This is a genomic window from Gordonia sesuvii (assembly GCF_036350415.1).
Classification (GTDB): Bacteria; Actinomycetota; Actinomycetes; order Mycobacteriales; family Mycobacteriaceae; genus Gordonia; species Gordonia sesuvii.
In genome coordinates this window covers 1,472,660-1,497,212 of the sequence record NZ_JAZDUF010000001.1, presented here as the reverse complement: position 1 = coordinate 1,497,212, position 24,553 = coordinate 1,472,660, and the positions used below count along the sequence as shown (strand labels likewise).

The 24,553-nt window shown below is 66.4% G+C and carries 25 protein-coding genes; 14 read left to right on the top strand and 11 right to left on the bottom strand.

Features of this window, described 5'->3' with window-relative positions:
* Positions 1 to 5 precede the first annotated feature (5 nt).
* On the bottom strand, positions 6 to 923 hold the full coding sequence (locus VZC37_RS06845; RefSeq protein ID WP_330431644.1) for an oxygenase MpaB family protein: 918 nt from the start codon (positions 921 to 923) through the stop codon (positions 6 to 8).
* A gap of 118 nt (positions 924 to 1,041) precedes the next feature.
* Between VZC37_RS06845 and VZC37_RS06840 the strand changes: the two genes are divergently transcribed.
* The 5 genes from VZC37_RS06840 (at position 1,042) to VZC37_RS06820 (ending at position 5,501) form a co-directional block, all read left to right on the top strand.
* Positions 1,042 to 1,716 (top strand): TetR/AcrR family transcriptional regulator, encoded by a 675-nt coding sequence (locus VZC37_RS06840; RefSeq protein WP_330431643.1) that lies wholly within the window; start codon positions 1,042 to 1,044, stop codon positions 1,714 to 1,716.
* A gap of 45 nt (positions 1,717 to 1,761) precedes the next feature.
* A complete protein-coding gene (locus VZC37_RS06835; protein ID WP_488803380.1) occupies positions 1,762 to 2,415 on the top strand; it encodes a TetR/AcrR family transcriptional regulator in 654 nt (217 codons plus the stop codon).
* A gap of 119 nt (positions 2,416 to 2,534) precedes the next feature.
* Positions 2,535 to 3,749 (top strand): acyl-CoA dehydrogenase family protein, encoded by a 1,215-nt coding sequence (locus VZC37_RS06830; protein WP_330431641.1) that lies wholly within the window; start codon positions 2,535 to 2,537, stop codon positions 3,747 to 3,749.
* Positions 3,746 to 4,771 carry a phosphotransferase family protein gene (locus VZC37_RS06825; RefSeq protein ID WP_330431640.1) on the top strand — a complete coding sequence of 342 codons (1,026 nt, stop codon included), beginning with the start codon at positions 3,746 to 3,748 and terminating at the stop codon, positions 4,769 to 4,771. Before VZC37_RS06830 ends, VZC37_RS06825 begins: the two co-directional genes overlap by 4 nt.
* The gene (locus VZC37_RS06820) at positions 4,764 to 5,501 is read left to right on the top strand and encodes an SDR family NAD(P)-dependent oxidoreductase (protein WP_330431639.1); all 738 of its coding nucleotides are present in this window, start codon (positions 4,764 to 4,766) and stop codon (positions 5,499 to 5,501) included. Before VZC37_RS06825 ends, VZC37_RS06820 begins: the two co-directional genes overlap by 8 nt.
* A 160-nt stretch (positions 5,502 to 5,661) precedes the next feature.
* Here the strand turns inward: VZC37_RS06820 and VZC37_RS06815 are convergent, their stop codons facing one another.
* Positions 5,662 to 6,348 carry a histidine phosphatase family protein gene (locus tag VZC37_RS06815; RefSeq protein WP_330431638.1) on the bottom strand — a complete coding sequence of 229 codons (687 nt, stop codon included), beginning with the start codon at positions 6,346 to 6,348 and terminating at the stop codon, positions 5,662 to 5,664.
* A 100-nt stretch (positions 6,349 to 6,448) separates the two neighbouring features.
* On the opposite strand from VZC37_RS06815, the gene VZC37_RS06810 reads away from it, so the two are divergent.
* Positions 6,449 to 6,868, top strand: coding sequence for a VOC family protein (locus VZC37_RS06810; RefSeq protein WP_330431637.1), 420 nt, complete (start codon positions 6,449 to 6,451; stop codon positions 6,866 to 6,868).
* Positions 6,869 to 6,887: 19 nt separating this feature from the next.
* Here the strand turns inward: VZC37_RS06810 and VZC37_RS06805 are convergent, their stop codons facing one another.
* Entirely contained in the window at positions 6,888 to 7,934 is a 1,047-nt protein-coding gene (locus VZC37_RS06805) for a sigma-70 family RNA polymerase sigma factor (protein ID WP_330431636.1), read from the bottom strand.
* A gap of 574 nt (positions 7,935 to 8,508) precedes the next feature.
* Here VZC37_RS06805 and VZC37_RS06800 point away from each other — a divergent pair.
* Complete coding sequence (locus VZC37_RS06800; RefSeq protein WP_330431635.1) at positions 8,509 to 9,816, top strand: ROK family protein; 1,308 nt, start codon at positions 8,509 to 8,511, stop codon at positions 9,814 to 9,816.
* Positions 9,817 to 9,979: 163 nt separating this feature from the next.
* Here VZC37_RS06800 and VZC37_RS06795 read toward each other — a convergent pair whose 3' ends face one another.
* Complete coding sequence (locus VZC37_RS06795) at positions 9,980 to 10,831, bottom strand: ABC transporter permease (RefSeq protein WP_330431634.1); 852 nt, start codon at positions 10,829 to 10,831, stop codon at positions 9,980 to 9,982.
* Positions 10,828 to 11,847: an ATP-binding cassette domain-containing protein gene (locus VZC37_RS06790; RefSeq protein ID WP_330431633.1), complete on the bottom strand. Its 1,020-nt coding sequence runs from the start codon at positions 11,845 to 11,847 to the stop codon at positions 10,828 to 10,830. The genes VZC37_RS06795 and VZC37_RS06790 overlap by 4 nt, the downstream gene beginning before the upstream one ends.
* Positions 11,848 to 12,092: 245 nt before the next feature.
* Between VZC37_RS06790 and VZC37_RS06785 the strand changes: the two genes are divergently transcribed.
* Genes VZC37_RS06785 through VZC37_RS06770 form a run of 4 tightly spaced genes read left to right on the top strand, consistent with a single transcriptional unit; the run spans position 12,093 to position 15,189 of the window.
* Entirely contained in the window at positions 12,093 to 12,494 is a 402-nt protein-coding gene (locus tag VZC37_RS06785; RefSeq protein WP_330431632.1) for a TOBE domain-containing protein, read from the top strand.
* A gap of 57 nt (positions 12,495 to 12,551) precedes the next feature.
* Complete coding sequence (gene modA, locus VZC37_RS06780) at positions 12,552 to 13,310, top strand: molybdate ABC transporter substrate-binding protein (protein WP_330431631.1); 759 nt, start codon at positions 12,552 to 12,554, stop codon at positions 13,308 to 13,310.
* Positions 13,311 to 13,312: 2 nt separating this feature from the next.
* The gene (locus tag VZC37_RS06775) at positions 13,313 to 14,095 is read left to right on the top strand and encodes an ABC transporter permease (protein WP_330431630.1); all 783 of its coding nucleotides are present in this window, start codon (positions 13,313 to 13,315) and stop codon (positions 14,093 to 14,095) included.
* 38 nt (positions 14,096 to 14,133) lie between these two features.
* Entirely contained in the window at positions 14,134 to 15,189 is a 1,056-nt protein-coding gene (locus VZC37_RS06770) for a sulfate/molybdate ABC transporter ATP-binding protein (protein WP_330431629.1), read from the top strand.
* Here the strand turns inward: VZC37_RS06770 and VZC37_RS06765 are convergent.
* The 3 genes from VZC37_RS06765 to VZC37_RS06755 all read right to left on the bottom strand — a co-directional run bounded on the left by VZC37_RS06765 (position 15,138) and on the right by VZC37_RS06755 (position 17,038).
* On the bottom strand, positions 15,138 to 16,088 hold the full coding sequence (locus VZC37_RS06765) for an adenylate/guanylate cyclase domain-containing protein (protein WP_330431628.1): 951 nt from the start codon (positions 16,086 to 16,088) through the stop codon (positions 15,138 to 15,140). The two genes, VZC37_RS06770 and VZC37_RS06765, sit on opposite strands and share 52 nt — an antisense overlap.
* A gap of 426 nt (positions 16,089 to 16,514) precedes the next feature.
* Positions 16,515 to 16,652: a hypothetical protein gene (locus tag VZC37_RS06760; protein WP_330431627.1), complete on the bottom strand. Its 138-nt coding sequence runs from the start codon at positions 16,650 to 16,652 to the stop codon at positions 16,515 to 16,517.
* Positions 16,610 to 17,038, bottom strand: a complete 429-nt coding sequence (locus VZC37_RS06755; RefSeq protein ID WP_330431626.1) for an acetyltransferase — start codon at positions 17,036 to 17,038, stop codon at positions 16,610 to 16,612. The genes VZC37_RS06760 and VZC37_RS06755 overlap by 43 nt, the downstream gene beginning before the upstream one ends.
* A gap of 309 nt (positions 17,039 to 17,347) precedes the next feature.
* Between VZC37_RS06755 and VZC37_RS06750 the strand changes: the two genes are divergently transcribed.
* Entirely contained in the window at positions 17,348 to 17,629 is a 282-nt protein-coding gene (locus VZC37_RS06750; RefSeq protein WP_330431625.1) for a hypothetical protein, read from the top strand.
* 146 nt (positions 17,630 to 17,775) lie between these two features.
* Here VZC37_RS06750 and VZC37_RS06745 read toward each other — a convergent pair whose 3' ends face one another.
* The 3 genes from VZC37_RS06745 to VZC37_RS06735 form a co-directional block, all read right to left on the bottom strand.
* Positions 17,776 to 18,936 (bottom strand): hypothetical protein, encoded by a 1,161-nt coding sequence (locus tag VZC37_RS06745; RefSeq protein ID WP_330431624.1) that lies wholly within the window; start codon positions 18,934 to 18,936, stop codon positions 17,776 to 17,778.
* 31 nt (positions 18,937 to 18,967) lie between these two features.
* Positions 18,968 to 19,288, bottom strand: coding sequence for a hypothetical protein (locus VZC37_RS06740; RefSeq protein ID WP_330431623.1), 321 nt, complete (start codon positions 19,286 to 19,288; stop codon positions 18,968 to 18,970).
* Positions 19,289 to 19,585: 297 nt separating this feature from the next.
* Entirely contained in the window at positions 19,586 to 20,761 is a 1,176-nt protein-coding gene (locus tag VZC37_RS06735) for a TetR/AcrR family transcriptional regulator (RefSeq protein WP_330431622.1), read from the bottom strand.
* Positions 20,762 to 20,891: 130 nt separating this feature from the next.
* Between VZC37_RS06735 and VZC37_RS06730 the strand changes: the two genes are divergently transcribed.
* Positions 20,892 to 22,103, top strand: coding sequence for an acetyl-CoA C-acetyltransferase (locus VZC37_RS06730; protein ID WP_330431621.1), 1,212 nt, complete (start codon positions 20,892 to 20,894; stop codon positions 22,101 to 22,103).
* A gap of 120 nt (positions 22,104 to 22,223) precedes the next feature.
* Positions 22,224 to 24,398, top strand: coding sequence for a 3-hydroxyacyl-CoA dehydrogenase NAD-binding domain-containing protein (locus VZC37_RS06725; RefSeq protein WP_330431620.1), 2,175 nt, complete (start codon positions 22,224 to 22,226; stop codon positions 24,396 to 24,398).
* Positions 24,399 to 24,553 lie beyond the last annotated feature (155 nt).

The window sequence follows — 24,553 nt, the reverse complement described above, 5'->3', positions numbered from 1 at the left end:
ACCCCTCAGGCCAGCGGACGCCCCGTCCGGATGCGCCAGCGGACGTCCCACAGCAGAAGGTTGAAGGGGAACTCGCGCAACACCTTCGGTAGCCGATCGCTGACGCCCTTGGCGACTTTGTTGTGTGCGTTGAAGATTCGTCGCTGCCAGGGCTTGAACTCGAGGCCCATCTTGTCGCGGAAGTTCTCCGGGAGGAAGCCGATGGTCAGGAGTTCGAACCACCAGCCGACGAGGAAGCTGAACCAGCGCGGCATGAACTCGGCGCGCACGATCGACATGAGGTGTTCGCGGATGACGGGGTCGATCTCGAAGGTCTCGACCGTCTCGTTCCAGTACGTCTCGAAGTCGGCGCGGGTGGCGGGCCACATCTCCCGGGGCACCTGCAGCGTGGTGCCCAGCACTGCGCCGTTCTGGTACGCCTCATCGGTGATGTCCGCGGGATCGCCGTAGATGTACTGCATGTCCTCCCACCCCTTGTAGAGGCAGGCCGCCACCCAGAGCTGCAGTTTCGGGTCGAAGGCGTTGTACTTCACCGGGCTGTCCTCGGTGGACCGGACCTTGGCGTGCGCCTGACCGACGGCCTTGCGGTAGAGACGCCGATCCTTCGGGCTGCCCATCGTCGCCACCGCGAGGTAGGCGAGCGTGGTGCGGGTGCGCTTGATCGGATGCTTGAACAGGTTGCCGCTGTCGACGCGGCTCTCGTAGACGCCGTAGCCGACGGCCGGCATCGCGAGCTGCATGATGACGTTCGCAGGACCGGCGAGAGCGGAGATGCCCTTCATCTCGTTCTGTCGCGTCGGCAACGCGTCCAGTTCGCCGCGTGTCATCCGCGCTCGCGGCGGGATGTACTCGGTGTCGGGCTCGACCGCTGCGAACTCGGCCGGCAGATCTGTGACGTCGTCGATGATCGGATCGGCACTCATCATGGACCCCCTGTTTCGGTGCTCGTCCCCGGGCCGCATCTGAGTACGGCCGTTTTCTCTTTCATTCAACGTTGTCAAGGTTGTCTGTGTCAAGCGGCCGGAATGTCACTATGGACGGGTGGCGAGCACATCAGGTGAGACCTCGTTGACCAGAACCGCCGACGTGTCCGGCGGCGAGAATCTGCGGGCCTACGGTGGCGAGGACGGCGGCATCCGTGTCGCCCGGCGGCGGGCCACCCTCATCGATGCCGCATTGGAACTGTTGGGCGCCTCCGACGGCGGATCGATCACCGTCCGGGGCGTCTGCCGCGAGGCGGGTCTCACGACGCGCTACTTCTACGAGAGCTTCGACTCCATCGAGGCCTTGGTCGGCGCGACGTTCGACGAGGTCATCGGCGAGATCTCCGACCTTGGTGTGGCCGCCTTCGACGCCGGCGGGGACGTGGAGGCCAAGGTCCGCGGGGCGGTCGGCGCCATCGTCGCAGTGATCGACGACGACCGCCGCAAAGGTCGGCTGCTGTTCTCCCAGGCGCTGCTGAGTCCGACGATCGCGCATAAACGCATGGAGTCCACGGAGATCTTCGCCGCGCTCACACTGCAATCGGCGTCCGGGGTCATCTCGGTCAAGTCGCGACAGCGAGGAATGGCGGCGGCGCACTTCCAGGTCGGCGGTCTGGCGCGGGTGCTGGCCGCCTGGCTGGAAGGGCATCTGGATCTGGACCGCGACGGCGTCGTGGATGTGAGTGTCGGTTTGATGATGGCGCTGGCCGACGGTGTGGCGCGTTTCGAATAGTGCCGGATGCGGGGCCCCAGGAGCGCTACGACTATGTTGGAGGCCATGACTAGCGGGACCGGCGACACCGATGTGCGCCCGGAGTCCGTCGGTCAGTGGCGCGACTACGGCGAGGCCGAACTGCCCGTGCCGCTGGCCGCGGCGCTCGCGGCCTTCGCCGAGCAGGGTTACCACGGCACGTCGGTCCGGGAGATCGCGGCGCGGGCGAATCTGTCCGTACCGGGGCTCTATCACCACTACCCGTCCAAGCAATCGCTGTTGCAGGGCCTGCTCGAGCGCACGATGAGCGACCTGCTCCATCGTTCGGAGGTGGCGATCGCGGAGGCCGGTGATCGCCCCGTCGACCAGTTCGACGCGGTCGTCGAGTCCCTCCTGCGCTTCCACATGTACCGGCGGGAACAGGCGTTCGTCGGATCGACCGAGATCCGCAGCCTCGACGACGGGTACAAGTCGACCTACATCGGTCATCGTGACCGTCAGCAGCGCATGGTCGACGAGATCGTGTTCGCGGGTGTCGAGGCGGGCGATTTCGCGACCCGATACCCCAAGGACGCCTCGCGAGCCGTGGCGACCATGTGCGTCGGGGTGTCGACGTGGTTCAAACTCGACGGTGAGTTGGATGCAGACGAGCTCATCGCGCGAAATCTGGAGCTCGCCCGCGCGCTGGTCGGGTATCGCGCGTCCGGTGGACCGGCCTGATCGATCCGGCCTGATCCTCCTTTGCGCCGCGCGGTCCGGGTTGACCCCCGCCGTTGCAGCTGGCATTGTGGCTGTCGCCGAACGATCGCTCGGTCGGTAGACCCCGATGAGGAGATGCAATGTCCGTTGACCTGCGCTACGACCCCAGCGTGACCGAGATCGTCGACAAGACGACCCAGTTCGTGCGGGATTACGTTCTGCCGCTGGAGAACGAGCACGGTGGAGACATCAACGCGGCCGGCGGCGACGACCTGCGGCGAGAGATGAACGCGAAAGCGAAGGCGGAGGGCATCTTCGCACCGCACGCGCCGGTCGAGTTCGGCGGACTCGGGCTCGACATGTCCGATCGCGTCCCCGTGTTCGCGGCCGCGGGCTACTCCACGTTCGGCCCGATCGCCCTGCACATCGGAGCGCCGGACGAAGGTAACGTCCACATGCTCGCGCACATCGCCAGCGACGAGCAGAAGCACAAGTACCTCGCCCCCCTCGCCGCCGGTGATCTGCGCTCGGCGTTCGCCATGACCGAGCCGTCGCCGGGTGCCGGATCGGACCCGAATGCGTTGCGTACCAACGCGGTGAAGGTCGACGGCGGGTGGAAGATCAACGGCGAGAAGCGATTCATCACCGGCGCCGAGGGTGCCGGATTCTTCATCATCATGGCCCGTACGGCGGGCGCGCCCGGCGACCGCGGTGGGGCCACCATGTTCCTCGCTCCCGCGGACACTCCGGGCATCTCCGTGGACCGCCACATCGTGACCACCGACCGGTCGATGATCGGTGGGCACTGCGAGGTGAGTTTCACCGACGTGTTCGTTCCCGACGAGGACATCCTCGGTGAGGTGGACGAAGGCTACCGCTACGCGCAGGTCCGCCTCGGCCCGGCGCGGATGACCCACGTGATGCGGTGGTTCGGTTCCGCCCAGCGCTGCCACGACGTCGCCGTCGACTATGTGTCGAAGCGGGAAGGCTTCGGCGGCAAGCTCGGTGACCTCGGCATGATCCAGCAGATGGTCGCCGACAACGAGATCGATCTCGCGGCCAGCATGGCGTTGCTGGTCAAGGCGTGCCACGAACTCGACGCCGGCAGCCACGCGTCCAACGAGACATCCATCGCGAAAACCTTTGCTGCCGAGGCATACACCCGGATCGCGGACCGCAGCATGCAAATGTGCGGTGGGCTCGGCGTGTCCGAGGATCTACCGATCGCGCGGCTCCAGCAGGAACTGCGGCCGTTCCGGATCTACGACGGACCGTCCGAAGTGCACCGTTGGGCCATCGCGCGCCGCGCCATCGGCCGGGCGAAGAAGGCGGCGCAGGCGGTGGCCGCCCGATGAGCGAGCACCCTGCGCTGAACTCCGTTCAGTTGCGCGACTTCCTGGTGCGTGAAGGCGTCCCGGTGTCCGGTGATCTGCGTGTCGAGCTGATCAGCGGCGGCAAGTCGAATCTCACCTTCAGTGTCCGCGACGATGTCTCGCGGTGGGTGGTGCGTCGACCGCCGACCAGTGGACTCACGCCGTCGGCGCACGACATGAACCGCGAATGGGCGGTGACGAGCGCTCTGCAATCGACCGATGTGCCGGTGGCACGCACGGTCGCCATCGATTCCGAGGGTGTGGTGTTCGGCGCGCCGTTCACCGTTGTGGAGTTCGTCGACGGTCTGATCATCCGCACCGCAGAGGATCTCGGCGCTCTGTCCGACGATCAGATCGAGCGCAACATCGACGGACTCGTGGACACCCTGGCCCGCCTGCACTCGGTGGACTACCGGTCCGTGGGGCTCGGCGAGTTCGGTCGACCCGACGGATTCGCCGCCCGCCAGGTGAAGCTCTGGGCGCGGCAGTGGGGCCATGTGAAGACACGCGAACTCGACGATGTCGAGCGTCTGGTCGCCGAGTTGAGTGAGCGCATCCCGACCGAGGCGGGTACGACCATCGTCCATGGCGACTATCGTGTCGACAACACCATCTTGTCCGCCGACGATCCGGGAGTCGTTCGCGCAGTGGTGGACTGGGAGATGTCCACACTGGGCGACCCGCTGACCGACGTGGCGCTGATGTGTGTCTACCGACGCAAGCCCTTCGACCGTGTCGTCGGATTCGAGGCCGCCTGGACCAGTGACCGATATCCGTCGGGCGACGAGATCGCGCAACGCTACGCGACCCGCACCGGCGGCGACCTGGGTGACTGGGACTTCTATCTGGCGCTGGCGAATCTGAAACTGGGCGTCATCGCCGAGGGCATCACCCATCGGGCCCGCGCCGGCGCGGCATCCGACGGAGCCGAGCGTGCGGCCGAGGCGACCGGCGAGTTCATCGCCGCCGGACTGAACACCCTGAGGGGGAAACATCATGTCTGACAACAAGGTTGCGCTGGTCACCGGCGCATCACGTGGTATCGGGGCGGCCATCGCCGAGCGCCTGGCCGCAGACGGTTGGGATCTGACGATCAGCTCGCGCGGGCGGGAGGCCCTGGAGCAGCGGGCCGGTGAACTCACCGAACTCGGCGCCGGTCGGGTCGAGGTGATACCGGCCGACATGACCGACGCCGACGCGGTGGAGGCCCTTGCCGCCGCCCATCGTGACGCGTTCGGCCGGTGTGACGCACTGGTGATCAACGCCGGCATGGGACAAAAGGGCAAGGTCGCCGACCTTCCGGTGCGCCGCTTCGACCGCCTCTACCAGGTCAATGTCCGTGCGCCGTACATCCTCCTGCAGTCACTGATCCCGGTGCTGCGCTCGACCGCGGACGCGAACGGCGCGGCGAAGGTCATCGCGGTCGCGTCGATCACCGGCGTGTATCCGGAGCCGGAGTTGTCGGCTTACGGTGCCACCAAGGCCGCTCTGATCTCGTTGTGCGAGACCTTCAATCTGGAGGAGTCGGTCAACGGCGTCAGTGCCACGACCATCGCGCCGGGATACGTCGACACCGACATGTCCGACTGGCTCAAGGACCAGATCCCGGGCGACGAGATGATCACCGTCGGCGACGTCGCGACCATCGCGCATTCGGTCACTCAGTTGTCGCGATATGCGGTGCTACCCAACGTGATCCTGACCCGGCCGGGGGAGAACCTGCATCGGGCGTGACCCTTCGTGACGCTCGCAAGCTCGCTCCTCAGGGATCGGTTGGACGGTCGCCACCCCCACTCCTCAGGGATCGGTTGGACGCTCGTCTCCCACCCGGTGCCTGAGGAGGCCGGAGCTTGCGGAGGCCGTCACGAAGGGTCTGCCGCGCAAGGCTTTCCCCTCACCGGAACGTCGCCAACCCGCCCTCTCGATCGGCGAGGTGCGCATGTTCGTTGAACGACACCACCGAGACACCACTACGTCCGACGATCAGTTTGGACACCGAGGCGTTGACCATCGTGCGCGACATCGCGGGCCACGCCACCGGCGGCACATCCCACAGCTGGGCGAGCCACTGGGTGATCGTCCCCGCCGAGGACACGACGAGGACGGTCTGACCCGACCCGGCGAGTGCGGTCGCACGCTCGGCGGCGGCGCGGACACGTTTGGCGAAGTCCGCGAACGTCTCACCCGTGCCGTGCTCGGTGGCGCCGGTGATCCACTCGGCGAGTCCCTCGTCGAGCCGGCGCTGATAGCTGCGCCCGTCGCGGTATTCCTCGGCGCTCGCCGTGCCCACGAGCGCGGGCAATGCGTACTCGTTCCAATCCGGGTCGACCTCGGGGGTGGGCGCGTCGGGGAACTGAGCGAGGACGCCAGCGAGGGTCTGTGACTGCCGCGGCAGGTCGCCGCTGACCGCCGCGGTCACCCGATCGGTGAGGCCGGCCAGCAGAGCGCCGGTGAGTCGGGCCTGCATCTCGCCGGCATCGGTCAGACCGCCTGGTCCGTTGACCGGTGGTTCGTCGGCGCCGTAGACGCCGTACGCGTTGGGATCGGCCTGCCCGTGCCGCACCAGATAGATGACGCCCATGGCCACCACCTTATGGCGTGCCTGCTGCGTGCGATGAGTTCGGGCCGCCTCCTCGGTCTGCCCCTGTGGGGGAATCCCGCGATCGAGGAGTGTGTCCGCTTTGTCGACGATGTTGTTCGTCAACCTGCCGGTGGCCGACGTGATGCGCTCGCGTGCCTTCTTCACCAGTCTGGGCTTCCGCTTCGACGCCTTGTTCTGCGATCAGGGCACAGTGTGTTTCGAGGTCAACGACGGTTGTCGGGTGGTTCTGCACGGCGCACAGCGGTTCGCCGGATACACCGCCGGAAGCATCGCGGACCCACGCAACGGGGGACGAGAGACATTGGTCGCGCTCTCCGCACCGTCGCGCGACGAGGTGGACCGGCGCGCGGACGCCGCACTGGCCAACGGGGGAACGCACCTACGCGACGCCGAGGACCTCGGCTTCATGTATTGCCGCAGCTTCTGCGACCCGGACGGACATGCCTGGGAAGTGATGTGGATGGACCCGTCGCAGATCCCGCAGGACTCGGAGGTCTGACGCTCCTCGACGGCCTACGTCAGTGATAGGGAGTCGGGGCGGTTCGCGCCGGTGCGTCGTACGGCGTGGGAGGTAGACCGAACCGGGCGAAGTCCTCCTCCATCGTCTGGCTGAAGAACGCGACCGCATAGTCGACCGAGCCATCCGCGCCGAGCTCGAGTACGTGAAGCTGGAACGGGCGGTGCACCCCGTCCGGTTCGATCATGTACAGGCCGAACGCGGGCTGCCCGTTCGCCACGGTTGGCAGCAGGATCTGATCGCCCGGCTTCTCGGCCGGACAGTTGCGTCGGATGAGCTCGCCGATCGCCTCGGCGCCTTGATACCAACCGGTGAACGGCGGCATCTCCCAGATCGACTTGTCGGTGAAGAGGTCAACGATGGCGTCGATGTCGTAGCGCTCGAACGCTGATACGTACCTGGCCAGCAACTCACGCTTGCCGTCGTCGTCGAGTTCGGTCGGGGACTCGTCGCGCCCCGGGGTGTTCTTGAGCTGCTCTCGTGCACGCTGCAGCAGGCTGTTCACCGTCGCGGTGCTGACGCCGATCGTGTCCGCGACCTCGGCGGCCTTCCATTGGAGGACGTCGCGCAGGATCAGCACGGCACGCTGTCGCTCGGGAAGGTGCTGCAGCGCGGCGATGAAGGCGAGGCGAATCGACTCGCGTGCCCCCACCACAAAGGCGGGATCGGCATCGTCGCCGGGAGCGATCTCGTCCACAGTCCCGGCGAACGGCTCGAGCCAGGGCACCTCGTGGTCTTGCAGGAGGTCGTCGGTCGGATCGAACGCATCTCCACCGAGGCCCGAGGGCATCGGCCGGCGCTGCCGGCTCTGCAGTGCGGTCAGGCAGGTGTTGGTCGCGATCTTGTGCAGCCACGTCCGCACCGACGCCCGACGATCGAACTTCGCATACCCGCGCCACGCCCGGACGAAGGTCTCCTGCAGGAGATCCTCGGCGTCGTGATGTGACCCCATCATCCGATAGCAATGCGCGAGGATCTCACGCCGATAGGGCTCGAAGACGTCGACGAAGTCGGCGTCGGAGGCGGTGCCGGTGGTCGCTGTGGACATGTGACAAAGATTACTGGACTGCACCGACAAGGTCAGCCCTACGAACTCAGCCGAATCCGGGTGGAACCGATCGTCGTCCCGGTGCGTCCAAGCCGTGTCGAGCCGATGCGCGGACGTGGACGCGCGCGGTTCGAGGGTGCCGTCGGCCGGCGGTTGTGAGGGGGATCGCCGGCCGGGCGGACCCGGGCATCGCCGGGGACGGGTGGCCGTCGGTTGAAATCAGGGTGCGTGTAATCGGCGGGTCGGCCGCGCACGGAACTATTCTCGCCGGTGAGCGGCGTTGTCGCCGGTCAGCGAAGGCTGCCTGCCGCCTGCGACCGGTTGCCCGCCCAAACGCGGCGTTGCTAGCTTGATCGACATGGACAAGCGTCAGCCGCACATCCCGGAGGTCACCTACGTGATCACCGCGCTGGGTTGTCGGCTGCCGTTCGCCCGCCTCCTGTGTTGTCGCCGAATGCGCTGATCGCAGCATTCGCCCCGGGCGTGATCGCCCGACTCCCCGCTCCATCCCGGATACCGGCGTGCATCAGCGCGTTTGCGTCCAGGATGTGGCACATTCGATGAGGACACACAGATGACCGCAACGCTCGACCACCGATCTCCCACCTTCACCGCCGCCCCTACCCAGCGGCGCGCCGCCGACACCCGATCGGGAGGCGGTTCGGGACCGGCCCGGACGTCGCCGTCGCGTACGGACCGCGTTCGGAAGGGGGGTCCCGACATTCACATCGCGACCCCGCAACTGCAGCTGTCCTCGAAGCCCGCCGCCCTCGTGCTCCGGTCTGCGCGACTCGCCGGGCCGGTGTTCCGTGACGAAGTCGCCGAGCAGACCGGGCTCAGCGTCTCCACGGTGAACCGCCAGGTCGGAGCTCTGCTCAAGGCAGGTCTGATCCGTGAACGCGCCGATCTGGCACCGGCCGGTGCGATCGGCCGGCCGCGACTGCCGTTCGAACTCAACGTCACCGACCTGCTCACCCTCGGCATCCACATCGGCTACAAGGTCACATCGATCACCGCCCACGACCTGCTGCACCGGGTCGTCGGCGCGATCCAGATCGAGACGCCGGGTGGGAGCCCGGAGGCGACCCTGACCGCGATCGGGGAGAGTGCCACACGCTTCCTGACCCGCTGGCCGGGGCGTCGGGTGCTATGGGCCGGCGTCGCGCTCGGCGGGCGGGTGGCGCCCGGCGGGCTCGTCGACCATCCGCGGCTCGGTTGGAGTGCCGCGCCGGTCGGTCGGGTGATCGCCCAGACCGTGGGGCTGCCGGTCTCGGTCGCCTCGCACGTCGAGGCGATGGCCGCGGCGGAACTCGTCATCAACCCGGAGCAGAAGAAGTCGAGCTTCCTGTACTTCTATGCGCGGGAAATGGTGGGCACGGCGTTCTGCGTCGATGGGATGGTCCACACACCTGCGGCGGGGCCGCCGGTCATCGGACATTTCCCGACCGGGCCGACGACTCTGCTCGACCCGGAGAACACCGGCCGTCTGGAGCCGACCGCCAGCGACACCGGTGTGGTGGCCGCGGCGCAGGCGCTCGGCCTCCCGGTCGACGACATCGAAGGCGTCCACGCTCGAGCACGCTCAGGCGACGCCACCGCCCGAGCATTGTTGGAGGAGCGGGCGGACGTGCTCGGACGGACCGTCGCCCTCATCTCCGACATCTTCAACCCTGACCACATTGTCCTCGGCGGTCAGGCGTTCACGGACTTCCCGGCCACCCTGCCGACCGTGGCCAAGGCGCTGAAGGCGACGTCGGTGGTGCCCAATCGCGATGTGCGCGTGTCCCATTCCGGTTCGACGGTGCAGCAACAAGCCGCGGGCGCAGTCTCGCTCGACGCTATCTACGTCGATCCGCTGGAGGCGCTCGCGGTCACCGCGTGAGCGTGCTTCTGAGCCCTTCGTGACCCTTCGAGACCCTTCGAGACGCTCGCAGGCTCGCTCCTCAGGGCGGCGCGCTCGCAAGCTCGCTCCTCAGGGACCGAAACTTCTTCCGGTCCCTGAGGAATCCCGGAGCTTGCGGAGGGATGTCACGAAGGGTCGCTGCTCAGTCGATGGTGCGCCGGTTGTAGGCGTACAGGGCGATCGGTGCGAACACGACGGTCAGCGCGATCGACCACAACAGGGTGGCCAGCTCGGGGTTCTGCAGCGGCCACGGCTCGCCCGGACCCGCGGCCGGCCCGTTGCCCCACAGGACTCGGAGCGCTTGCACGAGTGACGAGATCGGGTTCCATTCGGCGATGGTCTGCAACCATCCGGGCATCGGATCGGTGGGCACGAATGCGTTCGACAGGAAGGTGATCGGGAACAACGTGGTGAACATGAACCCGTTCACCGCCTCGACCGACTTGAGCCACGACCCGACGAGGATGCCGAACCAGATCATCGCGAAGCCGAACAGCAGCAGCAGCGCGAACGCCAGCACGGCGTCACCGAAGCCGTTGCGGATCCGCCAGCCGATGGCCAGACCGGTCACCGCCATCACGACGATGCCGATCGACGAGTGCAGCACGCTTGCGATGCTTCGCCCGATGATGACCGCGGACCGGCGGATGGGCAGTGACCGGAACCGGTCGATGATGCCCTTCTCCAGGTCCGCGGTGATCCCGGTGGACACGATGAACGCGGTGAACACGATCGTCTGGCCCATGATGCCGGGGAGTAGGAACTCTTTGTAGGAGGTCGCGCCGGTGCTGATCGAGGCGCCGAACACGTAGGCGAACAGCAGCACGAACATGATCGGCTGGACGGTCACGTCCGCCAGCATCTCCGGCATCCGCCGTGTGTGGATCATGTTGCGTTTCACCATGATCCACGATTGCTCGAAGATGTTCGTCTGGCGGATCTCCGGCCGCTGGGTGATACCGCTGCCGGTGAGGGTCGTGGTGGTGGTACTCATGCGCTCTGCTCCTCTTCGGTGGAGGTCTCGTCGTCTTCGGCGCGGTGGCCGGTGAGGGACAGGAAGACGTCGTCGAGGCTGGGGCGGGCGAGGCCGAGGTCGTCGACCCGGATGCCGCTCTCGTCGAACCAGGCGACGACCCGGGTGAGATCACCGAGTCCGTCGGCGGGGGCCGTGAGGCGGCGTGCGCCCTGGTCGACGAAGACCTCCGCGCCGGTCTTGCGTAGCAGCGCCTCCGCCTCGGGGATGTCATCGGGGTTGGAGACCGTCAACACCAGGCTGGCGGCACCGGCCTGTTCCTTGAGCTGCAGCGGGGTGCCGTGCGCGATGACCCTGCCCTTGTCGATGACGACGATGTCGTCGGCGAGCTGGTCTGCCTCCTCGAGATACTGCGTGGTCAGCAGGAGCGTGGTGCCCTCGGCGACCAGTCCTCGCAGGACGTCCCACAGTTCGGTTCGGCTGCGCGGGTCGAGACCGGTCGTCGGCTCGTCCAGGAACAGCACCGGCGGGGCCGCCAAGAGGCTCACCGCGAGGTCGAGGCGCCGACGCATGCCACCCGAATACGACTTGACCTGCTTGTCGCCTGCTTCGGTGAGCGAGAACTGCTCGAGCAGTTGCTCGGAACGACGCGCCAGGTCTCTGCGGCCGATGCCGTAGAGACCGCCGATCATCCGGAGGTTCTCTCGTCCGGTCAGGATCTCGTCGACCGTCGCCGCCTGGCCGGTGAGGCCCATGCTGCGGCGCACCATGTCGGGGTCCTCGCTCACATCGAAGCCGGCGACACGCGCGGTGCCACTGGTCGGCGGTGACAGCGTCGTCATCATTCGGACGGTGGTGGTCTTGCCGGCTCCGTTCGGCCCGAGGAGGCCGAGGACGGATCCCTGGGGCACGGTGAAGCTGACGCCGTCGACGGCGGTGAAATCACCGAACTTTTTCACCAGATCGACGGCTTCGATCGCGACGTCGCGCGTCGACTGTGTTGCCGGCGCCACGGCCGGGACGGTGGGTGAGCTCATAATTCTCCACGGTATCGATGGGGTCTGACAAAGTGCGAGCCAATTTCTGGTGCCGGGCTGTGGTGGGCCGTCGCACAGACAGACCCGCTCGCCCGGCGGAATTCATCGCTCCGGCACCGTCGTGGTGTCCGGCTCGTTTCACGAGCGTAGAACCTCAAGTTAACTTGAAGTCAATCACACGGTGAAGACACGCATTTGCGGAGGAAACGGTTGGACTGGAACGCGTGTGCGGATATTGTCGGCGAATGACCGGCATTCGAATCCGCGACGCCGCCGTGCTGCTCGGTGTCAGCGACGACACCGTCCGTCGCTGGGTGTCATCCGGCCGGCTGACCGCGTCGACGGACCCGGGGCCGGTCGCGACCGTCGATGGCTCCGAGCTGGCCGCCCTCGCGCGGGAGCGGGCGGGCGAGCTGCCCGACGACGGCAGCGGGGTGAAGCGGTCGGCACGAAATCGGTTCACCGGACTGGTGACAGAGGTGACCTCCGACAAGGTGATGTCGCAGGTCAGCATGCAGTGTGGGCCGTTCGAGGTCACCTCGTTGATGAGTTCGGAGGCGGTCCGTGATCTCGGGCTGGAGCCGGGGGTGGTGGCCACCGCGGTGGTCAAGGCGACCACCGTGATCGTCGAAAGGCAGATGACGTGAGCAGGTCGAGGGTGCGAGCGGAGATGACGAAGAGGCGAACAGTTGATTGATTCTTCGGTGTTTCGACGCTCGTTGGCGGCACTCGGTGTGGCGGCGGTGGTCTCGGCAGGCGCGGTCGGTTGTTCGAATGACGCAGACGAGGCGACGACCGTCCTGAACGTCTACGCCGCCGCGTCGCTGAAGAAGGCGTTCACCGAGATCGCCGATGAGTACGCACGTGTCCACGAGGACGTCGATGTGCGGGTCAACTTCGCCGGGTCGTCGGCGCTCGTGACCCAGATCGAGCAGGGCGCCGACGCCGACGTGATCGCGACCGCCGACGAGAAGACGATGGCGCGACTCGGAGCGACGGCAGCCGATCCCGAGATCTTCGCGACCAACACCCTCGTCATCGTGACCGAGCCGGGCAACCCGGAGAACATCGTCGGGCTCCGGAGCTTGACGAACCCCGAGCTCTCGACCGTGGTGTGCGCGGTCGAGGTGCCCTGTGGGACCGCGACCGCGCAGGTGGAGAAGAACACCGGCATCGATCTGAAGCCGGTCAGCGAGGAGTCGTCGGTGAGCGCCGTGGTCGCCAAGGTGACCTCGGGTCAGGCTGATGCGGGGATCGTCTACGTCACCGACGCGCGGGGTGCGGGCGACAAGGTGTCCGCGGTGACCGATCCCGCGTTCGCCGAGGTGGTGAACGCCTATCCGATCGCGACGCTCACGGGGTCCCCGCGGCAGCAGGACGCGCAGATGTTCGTCGACCTCGTGCTCGGCGAGACCGGCGCGGCGGTGCTCCGGGCCGACGGATTCTCGCCGGCCCCGGCCTGACGATGCGACGAATCCCGCTCTGGTTGTACGCGCCCGCCGTGATCGGTGTGGTGTTCATCCTCATCGGCCCGGCGGCCGTGATCGTGCGTATGCCGTGGGAGGACTTCGTCGCATCGGTGACCTCTCCCGAGTCGTTGGACGCGTTGCGGTTGGCCTTGGTCACCGCGCTGATCAGTACGTGTCTGTGCCTGCTCGTCGGCGTTCCGATGGCGGTGGTGTTCGCACGGACCGAGGGCGTCGCGGTGCGGATCATCCGGGCACTGGTGTTGCTGCCGTTGGTCCTACCGCCGGTGGTCGGTGGCCTGGCGCTGCTCTATGCGCTGGGGCGAAACGGGATCGTCGGGCAGTATCTCGATGACGCCGGCATCACCATCGCCTTCACCACCACCGCCGTCGTGCTCGCGCAGACCTTCGTCGCGCTGCCGTTCCTGGTCATCAGCGTGGAGGGTGCGCTGCGTTCGACCGACGGCGACTACGAGCAGATCGCCGCGACACTGGGTGCCGGTCCGACCCGGACCCTGTGGAAAGTGACTCTGCCGCTGGTGGTCCCGTCGCTGCTCGCTGGCACGGTGCTGGCCTTCGCGCGAGCGCTCGGCGAGTTCGGTGCGACGATCACGTTCGCCGGGAACCTGCCCGGGACAACGCAGACCGCGCCCCTCAAGATCTACCTCGACGCGATCAACGACCCCACCGCGGCCCTTCCGCTGGCGTTGGTGCTGATGGTCGTCGCGCTGGTTGTCGTCGTCGCGGTGCATCTGCGGCCGGCACGGGCGGTCACCGCGTGACGGGGCTGACGGCTCGGGTACGAGTGGAGAAACCCGACGTGACAATCGATCTCGATGTTCCCGGCGGAACGACGTTGGCCGTCATGGGGCCGAACGGTGCAGGGAAGAGCACCGCGCTGTCGGTGGTCGCAGGATTGCGCCGCACGCCGCGATCCGAAGTGCACATCGGTGATGTCGCGATGCAGGACGGCCGTCGATTCGTGCCGCCGCATCGTCGATCGGTTGTGCTGCTCGCCCAGCGGCCGCGTCTGTTTCCGCACTTGAACGTGCGCCGAAACGTCGCGTTCGGTCCTGCGGCCGCACGCCTCGGCCGTGCCGAGGTGGCTGCTCGCACGGAGAAGTGGCTGGCCGCGGCGGGGGTCGAGGCGCTCGCCGACCGCATGTCCCATCAGTTGTCCGGTGGACAGGCTCAACGCGTGGCGATCGCAAGGGCGCTCGCCGCTGAACCCGACGTCCTGTTACTGGATGAACCCTTCGCGGCACTCGATGTGTCGGTGGCCCAACAGATCCGGTCGCTCTTACGGGATCTTCTGGCGGACAGGGTCGGGTCGACGATCCTGGTGACCCACGACCTCATCGACGCGGTGAGTCTGGCGTCGGATGTCGTCGTGATGGACCACGGCCGCGCTGTCGACGCCGGCCCGACGCGGGAGGTCCTCACCTCGCCGGGGCATCCGTTCACGGCGTCGCTGTCCGGACTCAACTTGTTCGTCGGAACGTTCGCCGGCAAGACGGTCGACGACGGGGCCGGTCGCCGTGTGGTGGGTGTCGCCGCCGATCAGATGAGTGCCGGGCAGACGTGTGCCGCCGCGTTCGCGCCGCGAGCTGTCGCGGTGTATCTCGAAGCGCCACACGGTAGTCCGCGAAACGAACTGTCGGCGACCGTCACCGACGTTCTGCCGCGGGGTGACCATGCTGTCGTGCGCACACTGTGCGGCCGGCAGATGGTCGACGCCGAGGTGACGTGGGCGGCGGTGGCCGATCTGGGGCTCCGCGCGGGGCTCGACGTGACGTTGGTGGTGAAGGCGAGTGAGGTGCGGGTCTACGGGGTCACGTCGGAGGAGCGTCCGAATGTGACGACGGGGCCGTCGTAGTATTTGTTGGCCTCCACCGTTTTGGCCTTCAGCCGCCGGTAGCCGCGCACACTCAGCGACGGGATGGAGCGCAGGTAGAAGCGTTCGTCGTCGGCGAGGCCTGCCGACACCGAGTCGTCGACCAGAGTGGTTCCGGGACGGGCCGATCCGGCCAGGCGTGCGGCGATGTTCACCGGCTCGCCGAAGACGTCGCCGAGCCGGCTGAGCACCCGCCCGCGCGCGAGGCCGACTCGCAGCGGCGGGATCTCGTCGTCGGCGGACAGCTCGTGGATCGCGATGGCGATGGTGGCTGCCTCGGCGGGCTCGTGAGCGGTGAACATGACCGCGTCGCCGAGGGTCTTGATGACGTGCCCGCCGCCGCGGGTCACGATGTCGAAGGTCTCCTCTTCGAAGGACGCGAGCAACAGTTCGAGTTCGTCGAGAGCGATACGCCGCGACAGGCTGGTGTAGCCGACGATGTCCGCGAAACCCACCACCAGATCCTGACTTTCGTCCGATTCCAGCTCGATGTGATGGTCGAGCGCGAGAGCGAGGTGTCGTCGCCAGATGAGCTGCTGTACTTGGCCCAGCGCCGCGGACATCTGATCGATCGTCCACGGCACATCGGGGTCGCGATCGAACTCCCGGAGCTGATCGGCCTGCCAGTCGGCCAGGCGCGACATCGTCTGCCCGATCGCGCGGGCAGTCGCCACCTGCGCGTCGAGGGGCATGGCCGCGGCGGAAGCCGCGAACAGCCGTAATGCCTGCAGCTCGTTCTCGGTGAAGATCTTGTCCGGTGTCGAAGCCCGCGCGAAACCGAAAGCATTCCAGATCTTTTCGGCGTACTCGGCCGTGAGCCCGAGCTCGTCGACGAGTTCGTCGCGGGTGTAGCGGGGTTCGGCCGGGCCCGGTGCAGTCATGGTGTCAGCTTAGGGAATGAGTCTGAGGGGTTCGGGTGGTTGCGTACGTCAGCGAGACGGATTGAGCGTCCGACTGTAGTTCCGGTGAGACCGCAGGGGCCGACGCTCAGTGCTGGCGGTGGAGCGTGGTCTGATCCGCTTGCGTGGCGATCGTGTTCCGTGGCCGGCTCATCAGTCGTTCCGTGCTTGCTGGTCAGGGTCAGCCTGGCAGGGCGTCGCCGGTGAGAAGGCCGGCGATGAAGGCGAGGCCAGATGGTAGGGAGACGAGTGTGGAGCTCATGTACGACAACGCGTCCCCGAAATAGTAGGAGAATCCTCGGGGATAGGACGTCGCCAGGTGCCGAGGCTTTCGGCGTCGGCGACGGGATACCGCTATGCCCATCAGTCAAACCCTCCCGTCATCGCTGTCGGCAGCGTCGCCTGGATTCACGAGAATGTGTAGTGGCCGAGGAGTAACCCGAGCCCGAACGTCAGGATCGGGTAGGTGATGAACATGGACACCCTGCCGGTGAAGTACGTGCTCAACCGGCGCCACTTGTCGGGACCGCGGTCGTCGTCAGCCACTGGTCCTCCATTTCTTTGATTTCGGATTCGATGGCGTCCCACACGGACACGGTCGTGGTGGCGGTCAGGATCGACAACGCCGACTGACCGTCGGGGAGCCGGTAGGTCATTTGTGAACGTCGGACCCGAAGGGCGTTGTCGTCGGAGGTGTACGTGCCGTCATCGATGCAGAGGTATCCATCGCGATCCACGGTGTGCTCCAGGATGGTGGCGTCTCCGAGGGCTGAGATGTCGAGGCTGGTGTCGATCTCAGAGAGGCGGATCACCTCAGTGGTGTCGAGGCTGAAGTACTGGATGGCGACGTTGGCAACGAAGGGCGGAACTGGTGTCTCCGAGCGCAGGAGGACACGGCTTGCCATTGCCGCGTGGGCCGCTTCGGTATCCATGTCGTACCAAGCCGGTGGGGGAGTGAAGTCTAGCGAAGGTGTCGTCGCGTGGAGCGTGGCCGGTGCTGCGAGGTTGACGATGGCGTACTCGATTGCGGAAATCATGCGCTTGCCTCCGATGCGATTGTCTCAGTCCGACAGGGTGTAAGGCCGCAACGGGCCGGGGATGGAGCGATTCGCGGCGAGAGGATTCGCCAGTGGTAGTGAGCCGAGTTGCCCGGCACAACAATTGAGTGGACCGCAGTTCACAGCACGAAGTACCCGAGACCAAAACCGAGAACGAACGTTAGAAGGGGAAAAGTGACAAACGTGGCAAACTTTCCGGTGAAGTACGTCTTGATATGGGGCCACTTGGAGGCCTGGCTGTCGCGGTCAGTCATTGATCTTCCGTTTCTTGGTGCCGGTTTCGGTTTCGCGAACCTCGATCTTCAAGTCGCGCCCGGCACCGAAGATGCGATGAAGCGCAGCGGCGAGCGGTGTGAAACGTTCGCCCCTGCTGAAGTCGACCACTTCGTGCCGGGTGGCGACAGTAGCGGCGCATTCGAGCTCCACATCTCAGGAAGACAGCTCTATCCCGAGAAGAAGGCCTAACGCGAAGGTCGCGATTGAGGGCAGGTTGACCAAGTAGATCTGGGTCCAGGACCAGATGTCGGACAGCCAGTAAGATGCTCCCCTCGGGAATGATCTGGCCTCATGTCGAGGTTTCGCTCTCCGACCTGCACGATTGCTTGGCAACACTAATCACCCCAGCTTGTCAGCCACTTGGCTGCGCCCGCACCCAAGCTACTCCCAATTGCGGCACCGATGCCCGCGCCGACCGCCGTCCCGATTGGGCCAGCGAACGAGCCCACTGCCGCACCAGCGAGTGCTCCGCCAGCCCAACCGCCTCCGATCGCGCCAGCGACGGCAGCCGCTGTGTCACCCCCGTCTTGTTCGTCGCGGGAGTACTTCAGTACTTCATCCGCGACTGTCACAGCCGCTCCGGCCAGGTTGGCACCACGGGCGACGTTCTTTCCGACGGAAGCCAAGCGCTCGACATCATCGGGTCCCATCCCCGCTCGGCTGGCTGAGCGATGACCGCCCTTCCTGTCGGTTGTATCGAATGCCCACCCGATGTCTTTCCCTCTTCGCTGCACTGCCCCGATCGCCGCAGTCACCGCTGGACTCGCCAAGCTGCTCCCGGCGTCGAGCCCCAACGCGTTCTTGATGTATGCCTCTCGCGAGGGATCAAGCCCCGCATCCTCACCGGCCTTCAACGTGGCCAGCTGTTCTGGGGTGAGATTCATTGCGCGGAGGTATCGCCCGCGTTGTTCGGGGGTGGCGGTGCCATCGCGCAGGGCGGCGGCGTCACCGGCTCCGAGCGACGAGTCGACGATGCCGTTGTTGGCGGCGTTCGCTGCCGGTGTCATGGCGCCGATCTCGCCGAGCGCGGAGTTGATCGCATCTCTGGCCGCGGTCACCGCCGTGTCGGCTGCGGTTCCGAGACCGATAAGAGCGGAGTGGTGTTCGTATGCTTTTCCGGCGTCGTATTCTGCGCCGTCGGGTGCTCTAGATTCGTCGAAATTCACCGTGTACCCGCGGCTGCCGCGGTCCAGCACGTAGCCGTCGCTGTCGGAGAGCGTCGTTCGGTTGGCGAGGGCGGTCATGGCGCCACGAATGTTCGCCTGGCCGGAGGTGAGGGCGGCGGCGATGTCACCGAACTCGTCGCCGACACCACGGATCCATTTGGTGAGGTCGGCCCCTCGATCGTCAGCCGGCCCCCGCGACAGCCCGGTCCACTGTTCGCGCGTCAGGTTGCGGACCGGGTCCCCGGCCTTCGGAGCCTCGACCTCGAGACGAGCCTGCAGTTGGGTGATCCCGTTGGCGATGGTCGTCATGACCTCGGGATTCCAGGCCATGACCTCGTTGTAGCTGGGTGGCATCGCTTGCCTATTGCACCGACAACAAGACGTCGAGCGGGATCGTGTGATCGGTTTGCCCGCCCTGCCGAGCCGGGTAGGGCACCGCGTCCCGGATCCGCGAAGCGCTCGCCTCGTCGTTCTCGACGGTGGTGTTCTTGAAGGTGACGACCAGCTCAGAGAACGCCGACACCGCGCCCGACACGTTCTCCAGTGCCGACGCGATCTTCTGGTCGGCGGTTGCGGCAACGACCGACATGTCGCTCGTCGCGCCCTTGAACTGGCCCGCCAGCTCACTGAACGTGGATGTCGTGCCGTTCAGGCCGGCGTACGACGTGAGTTCCAGAGACATCAGGCGCGATGCGCAGCGAGAGATCTCTGTGGCAGCGGCGCCGACCGCTGAGGGCTCGACAATCAACTCCGACACATTTCCCCCTGAGATTCCCCGACGTCAGCGTAGATAGTCGGTGGTGACGATAGCCTGTCGGGTTCAGCTGCGTGTCGTCGGCGTGATCGGAGTCGTTCCGGTGAACGACTCGGTTGGTGGGTCTCGATACGCGTCTCCTTCGTCGCCGCTACTCGACCAGCGGGCTGGGGCGGCTGCTTCGTCGTCGCTACTCGTCCCTGCTGCTGACCAGTGGTTGGGGACTCAGACCCCCAACACGCCCTTCATCAGATACGCCATCTGAGCCCCGAACTCGGGCCGATGTACGCCGCGCCGCATACGGATCGCGTCGTTGACGACCGAGAGGGAGGCGTGCACGTCGATGGCCGCGCGCTCGCGTGTCAACTCGGGCTGGGCCTGGGTGAGCAGATCGACCCAGCGGGCCACGTAACGGCGCTGGATGTCGATCAGGTCGTGCGCCGTCGGCTGGCCGGCCAGTGCATAGGAGTTGTTGAACGACACGGACAGATCCGGTGTGGAGGTGATCACGTTGACATACGAGTCGACCAGCAGCGCAAGCAGTTTCGCCGGGTCGGAGGTGGACGCATAGGCGGCCATCACGCCGGCTTCGAGGCGGGTGGCGCTGCGCTGACCGATGCCGGCGAGGATCGCCATCTTGGAACTGAAGTGCTTGTACACGCTGGGGCCGGTGATGCCGACGGCGGCGCCGATGTCGTCGACGCCGACGCCGCTGTACCCGCGCTTGGCGAACAGAGCCGCGGCGGCGTCCAGGATCTCGTCGCGTCGGGTGGGAACGCCGGCGCCCGGAGGCGGCAACGGGGGCAGTGGTGGGGCGGTGGCCGGGCGCAGGACGATCACCCGCCGCACCAACAGATCGACCTCCTCGAGTGACCGGGTCGTCGACATCCTCGAGTTGTGTACGGACAGGCTCCCCGCCACGCTCAACACCGCCCAGGCGAGGGTGACGGCTTCGCGCTCGGAGAGATCCGTGCCCTCGGCCAGCGCCGCGCCCCACCGATGCAGGATGGCCCGGGTGCGCAGCACCACCTCGCGGTTCTGGTCGTCGGTGAGATGTTGGCTGGCCCAGCGCCACAGGGATGTGGACTGCGGGCGTCGCACACCGAGCGAGCAGACGGCGGCGATGAGATCGGTCACCGACGTGTCGGTGTCTCCGTCGAGCGCGCGGTTGGTACAGGCCTCGAGGTCGTCGACCCCCGCCAGCACCGCGGCGTCGAGCAGCGACTGCTTGTCATCGAAGTGCCGATACACCGACGGCGCCGTGACGCCCGCGGCCCGGGCGATGTCGGCCAGCGAGACCTGCAGGTACCCGCGGTCGGCGAACAGCGTGGCGGCATGCTCGACGAGCTGTCGCTTGCGGTCGGCCGGGCGGGTGCGCCGGGTCGGTTTCTCGGTAGCCATGGTTAATCGACCATAGCTCATATTTCGCGATGCGAGTCACCGTCTGACCACCGGGTATGGCCAAACAAGTTATTCCGCGTTAGCCTCGTAGAGTAACCACACATGGTTCATGCGAAAGGAACACTCAATCGTGGCTGATCAAGCATTCATCTACGAGGCGATCCGTACGCCCCGTGGCAAGCAGCGCGGCGGTTCGCTGCACAGCGTCAAGCCGGTCGACCTGGTCTCCGGGCTGATCGACGAGGTCCTCGCCCGGCACGGCTCGCTCGACCCGGCCGACATCAACGACGTCGTCCTCGGCGTCGTCTCGCCGGTGGGCGAGCAGGGTGCGGTCATCTCCCGCACCGCCGCGCTCAACAGCGGCCTGCCCGAGAGCGTGCCCGGAACCCAGATCAACCGGTTCTGCGCATCCGGTCTGGAGGCCACCAACCTCGCCGCGGCCAAGGTCGCGTCGGGCTTCGACGACCTGGTGCTCGCCGGTGGTGTCGAGGCGATGTCGCGCGTCCCGATGGGTAGCGACGGCGGCGCTCTGTTCACCGACCCGACCACCGCGTACGACAACTACATCGTTCCGCAGGGCATCGGCGCCGACCTGATCGCCACCATCGAGGGCTTCAGCCGCGAAGACGTCGACGCCTACGCCGCCGAGTCGCAGGCACGCGCCGAGAAGGCTTGGACCAGTGGCTACTTCGCCAAGTCCGTGGTCCCGGTCCGCGACATCAACGGCGTCATCGTGCTCGATCACGACGAGCACCGCCGCCCCGGCTCGACCGTCGAGTCGCTCGGGAAGCTCAAGGCCGCCTTCCAGGCGCTGGCCGACATGGCCGGCTTCGACGACGTGGCGCTGCAGAAGTACCACTCGGTCGAGAAGATCAACCACGTGCACACCGGCGGCAACAGCTCCGGCATCGTCGACGGCTCCGGCCTGGTGCTGCTCGGTAGCGAAGAGGCCGGCAAGCGCAACGGCCTCACCCCGCGCGGTCGCATCGTCACCTTCGCCGAGATCGGCTCCGAGCCGACCATCATGCTCACCGGCCCCACCCCGGCCACCGAGCTGGCGCTGAAGAAGGCCGGAATGACCGTCGACGACATCGACGTCTTCGAGCTCAACGAGGCGTTCGCGTCGGTCGTCATGAAGTGGATGAAGGATCTGAAGATCCCGCACGAGAAGGTCAACGTCAACGGTGGCGCCATCGCCATGGGTCACCCGCTCGGCGCGACCGGCGCGATGATCTTCGGCACCTGCCTCGACGAACTCGAGCGCACCGGCGGCCGCTACGGCCTGGTCACCCTGTGCATCGGCGGCGGCATGGGCGTCGCGACCATCATCGAGCGTCTCTGACCTTCCGCTTCGCCCCATCGGCCCTTCGTGACGCCTCGCCCCTTCGTGACGCCTCGCTCGTTCCTCGCGAGGCTCCTCAGGGACCGGTGTGGCACTTACAGAAAGAATCTTTGAAACACCATGAGTGACAACATGTTCAATTGGGAGAAGGACGCCGACGGCGTCGTCATCCTGACCATGGACGACCCGAACCAGGGCGCCAACACCATGAACGACCTGTTCATGACCTCGGTACCGGAGATCGTCGACCGCCTCGAGGCGGAGAAGGACGACATCACCGGTGTCGTCATCACCTCGGCGAAGAAGACCTTCTTCGCCGGCGGCGACCTCAAGGACATGAGCAGCGACCGCGGCTCGGAGTCCAAGGAAGAGATCGCCACCGCGATCACCGAACGCACCCTCGGCATGAAGAAGGTGCTGCGTCGACTGGAGACCCTCGGTAAGCCGGTCGTCTCCGCCATCAACGGCGCCGCACTCGGTGGCGGCCTGGAGATCGCGCTGCACACCCACTACCGCATCGCTGCCGATGTGAAGGGTGTCCAGATCGGTCTGCCCGAGGCGACCCTCGGCCTGCTGCCCGGCGGCGGTGGCGTGGTCCGCACCGTGCGACTGCTCGGCATCCAGAACGCGCTGATGGGTGTGCTGCTGCAGGGTCAGCGGTTCAACCCGACCAAGGCCAAGGAGACCGGGCTGATCGACGAGGTCGTCGGCTCGATCGAGGAATTGATCCCGGCCGCCAAGGCATGGATCAAGGAGAACCCGGAAGCCGCCCAGCCGTGGGACAAGAAGGGCTACAAGATCCCCGGCGGTGCACCCACCAACCCGGCGTTCGCCGCCAACCTCCCGGCACTGCCGGCGTTGCTGCGCAAGCAGATCAAGGGCGCCAACATGCCGGCTCCGCGCGCCATCCTGGCCGCCGCCGTCGAGGGCGCCTACGTAGACGTCGACACCGCCGACATCATCGAGACCCGCTACTTCGTCTCGCTGGTAACCGGCCAGGTCGCACAGAACATGATCAAGGCGTTCTTCTTCGATCTGCAGCACATCAATTCGGGCGGTTCGCGTCCGGAGGGCATCGAGAAGTACACCGCCAAGAAGGTCGGTGTGATCGGTGCGGGCATGATGGGCGCCGCGATCGCGTACGTGTCGGCCAAGGCCGGCATGGAGGTCGTGCTCAAGGACATCGACCTCGACGCCGCCAAGAAGGGCAAGGGCTACTCCGAGAAGCTCGAGGAGAAGGCGCTCGCCAAGGGCAAGACCACCCAGGAGAAGAGCGACGCGCTGCTCGCTCGGATCACGCCGACCGTTGACGCCGAGGACTTCAAGGGTGTCGACCTGGTCATCGAGGCCGCGTTCGAGTCGGTCGAGGTGAAGAACAAGGTCTTCCAGGAGATCGAGGACATCGTCGAGCCGAACGCCATCCTGGGTTCGAACACCTCGACCCTGCCGATCACCATCCTCGCGCAGGGCGTGAAGCGCCAAGAGGACTTCATCGGCATCCACTTCTTCTCGCCGGTCGACAAGATGCCGCTGGTGGAGATCATTCGCGGTGAGAAGACCTCGGATGAGGTGCTGGCCAAGGTCATCGACTACACGCTGCAGATCAAGAAGACCCCGATCGTCGTCAACGACAGCCGCGGATTCTTCACGAGCCGCGTGATCGGCACGTTCGTCAATGAGGCCATCGCGGCCGTCGGCGAGGGTGTGGACCCGGTCTTCATCGAGCATGCGGGTTCGCAGGCCGGTTACCCGGCGCCGCCGCTGCAGCTGATGGACGAGCTGACCCTGACCCTGCCGCAGAAGATCCGCAAGGAGACCGAAGCGGCGCTCAAGGCCGAGGGCAAGTCGATCCCGCAGCACGGCAGCAACGCCGTCGTCGACTGGATGGTCGAGAACGGCCGCACCGCCCGCAAGGACGGCAAGGGCTTCTACGACTACGACGAGAACGGCAAGCGCACCGGCCTGTGGCCGGGACTGCGTGAGCAGTTCAACTCGGGCAGCAAGCAGATCCCGTTCGAGGACATGCAGGAGCGCATGCTCTTCGCCGAGGCGCTCGAGACCGTCAAGTGCTTCGACGAGGGCGTCCTGACCTCGGTGCCGGACGCCAACATCGGTTCGATCTTCGGGATCGGCTTCCCGGCGTGGACCGGCGGTGTCATCCAGTACATCAACCAGTACGAGGGTGGCCTGCAGGGCTTCGTCGACCGGGCCAAGGACCTCGCGTCCAAGTACGGCAGCAACTTCGAGCCGCCGCAGTCGCTCGTCGACAAGGCAGCCAAGGGCGAAAAGTTCTGAGCTGACCTGAGCTGACAAAGACACAGGGCCCCGACCGGATTCGTTCCGGTCGGGGCCTTTGTCGTTCCGCCCGGTACTCGCGGCATCCGTCGGTGTTTCCGAAAAAGCCGTTGCGTCGACGCTGGGGGAGTGGCAAGGTTTCTCGTCGGGCGTCG

What these genes read in the sequence shown, in the direction of transcription:
- VZC37_RS06845 (WP_330431644.1), bottom strand. Translation starts at nt 923, where the DNA reads ATGAGTGCCGATCCGATCATCGACGACGTCACAGATCTGCCGGCCGAG.
- VZC37_RS06835 (WP_488803380.1), top strand. Translation starts at nt 1,762, where the DNA reads ATGACTAGCGGGACCGGCGACACCGATGTGCGCCCGGAGTCCGTCGGT.
- VZC37_RS06830 (WP_330431641.1), top strand. Translation starts at nt 2,535, where the DNA reads ATGTCCGTTGACCTGCGCTACGACCCCAGCGTGACCGAGATCGTCGAC.
- VZC37_RS06825 (WP_330431640.1), top strand. Translation starts at nt 3,746, where the DNA reads ATGAGCGAGCACCCTGCGCTGAACTCCGTTCAGTTGCGCGACTTCCTG.
- VZC37_RS06820 (WP_330431639.1), top strand. Translation starts at nt 4,764, where the DNA reads ATGTCTGACAACAAGGTTGCGCTGGTCACCGGCGCATCACGTGGTATC.
- VZC37_RS06815 (WP_330431638.1), bottom strand. Translation starts at nt 6,348, where the DNA reads ATGGGCGTCATCTATCTGGTGCGGCACGGGCAGGCCGATCCCAACGCG.
- VZC37_RS06805 (WP_330431636.1), bottom strand. Translation starts at nt 7,934, where the DNA reads ATGTCCACAGCGACCACCGGCACCGCCTCCGACGCCGACTTCGTCGAC.
- VZC37_RS06800 (WP_330431635.1), top strand. Translation starts at nt 8,509, where the DNA reads ATGACCGCAACGCTCGACCACCGATCTCCCACCTTCACCGCCGCCCCT.
- VZC37_RS06795 (WP_330431634.1), bottom strand. Translation starts at nt 10,831, where the DNA reads ATGAGTACCACCACCACGACCCTCACCGGCAGCGGTATCACCCAGCGG.
- VZC37_RS06790 (WP_330431633.1), bottom strand. Translation starts at nt 11,847, where the DNA reads ATGAGCTCACCCACCGTCCCGGCCGTGGCGCCGGCAACACAGTCGACG.
- VZC37_RS06785 (WP_330431632.1), top strand. Translation starts at nt 12,093, where the DNA reads ATGACCGGCATTCGAATCCGCGACGCCGCCGTGCTGCTCGGTGTCAGC.
- VZC37_RS06775 (WP_330431630.1), top strand. Translation starts at nt 13,313, where the DNA reads ATGCGACGAATCCCGCTCTGGTTGTACGCGCCCGCCGTGATCGGTGTG.
- VZC37_RS06765 (WP_330431628.1), bottom strand. Translation starts at nt 16,088, where the DNA reads ATGACTGCACCGGGCCCGGCCGAACCCCGCTACACCCGCGACGAACTC.
- VZC37_RS06755 (WP_330431626.1), bottom strand. Translation starts at nt 17,038, where the DNA reads ATGGATACCGAAGCGGCCCACGCGGCAATGGCAAGCCGTGTCCTCCTG.
- VZC37_RS06745 (WP_330431624.1), bottom strand. Translation starts at nt 18,936, where the DNA reads ATGGCCTGGAATCCCGAGGTCATGACGACCATCGCCAACGGGATCACC.
- VZC37_RS06740 (WP_330431623.1), bottom strand. Translation starts at nt 19,288, where the DNA reads ATGTCTCTGGAACTCACGTCGTACGCCGGCCTGAACGGCACGACATCC.
- VZC37_RS06735 (WP_330431622.1), bottom strand. Translation starts at nt 20,761, where the DNA reads ATGGCTACCGAGAAACCGACCCGGCGCACCCGCCCGGCCGACCGCAAG.
- VZC37_RS06725 (WP_330431620.1), top strand. Translation starts at nt 22,224, where the DNA reads ATGAGTGACAACATGTTCAATTGGGAGAAGGACGCCGACGGCGTCGTC.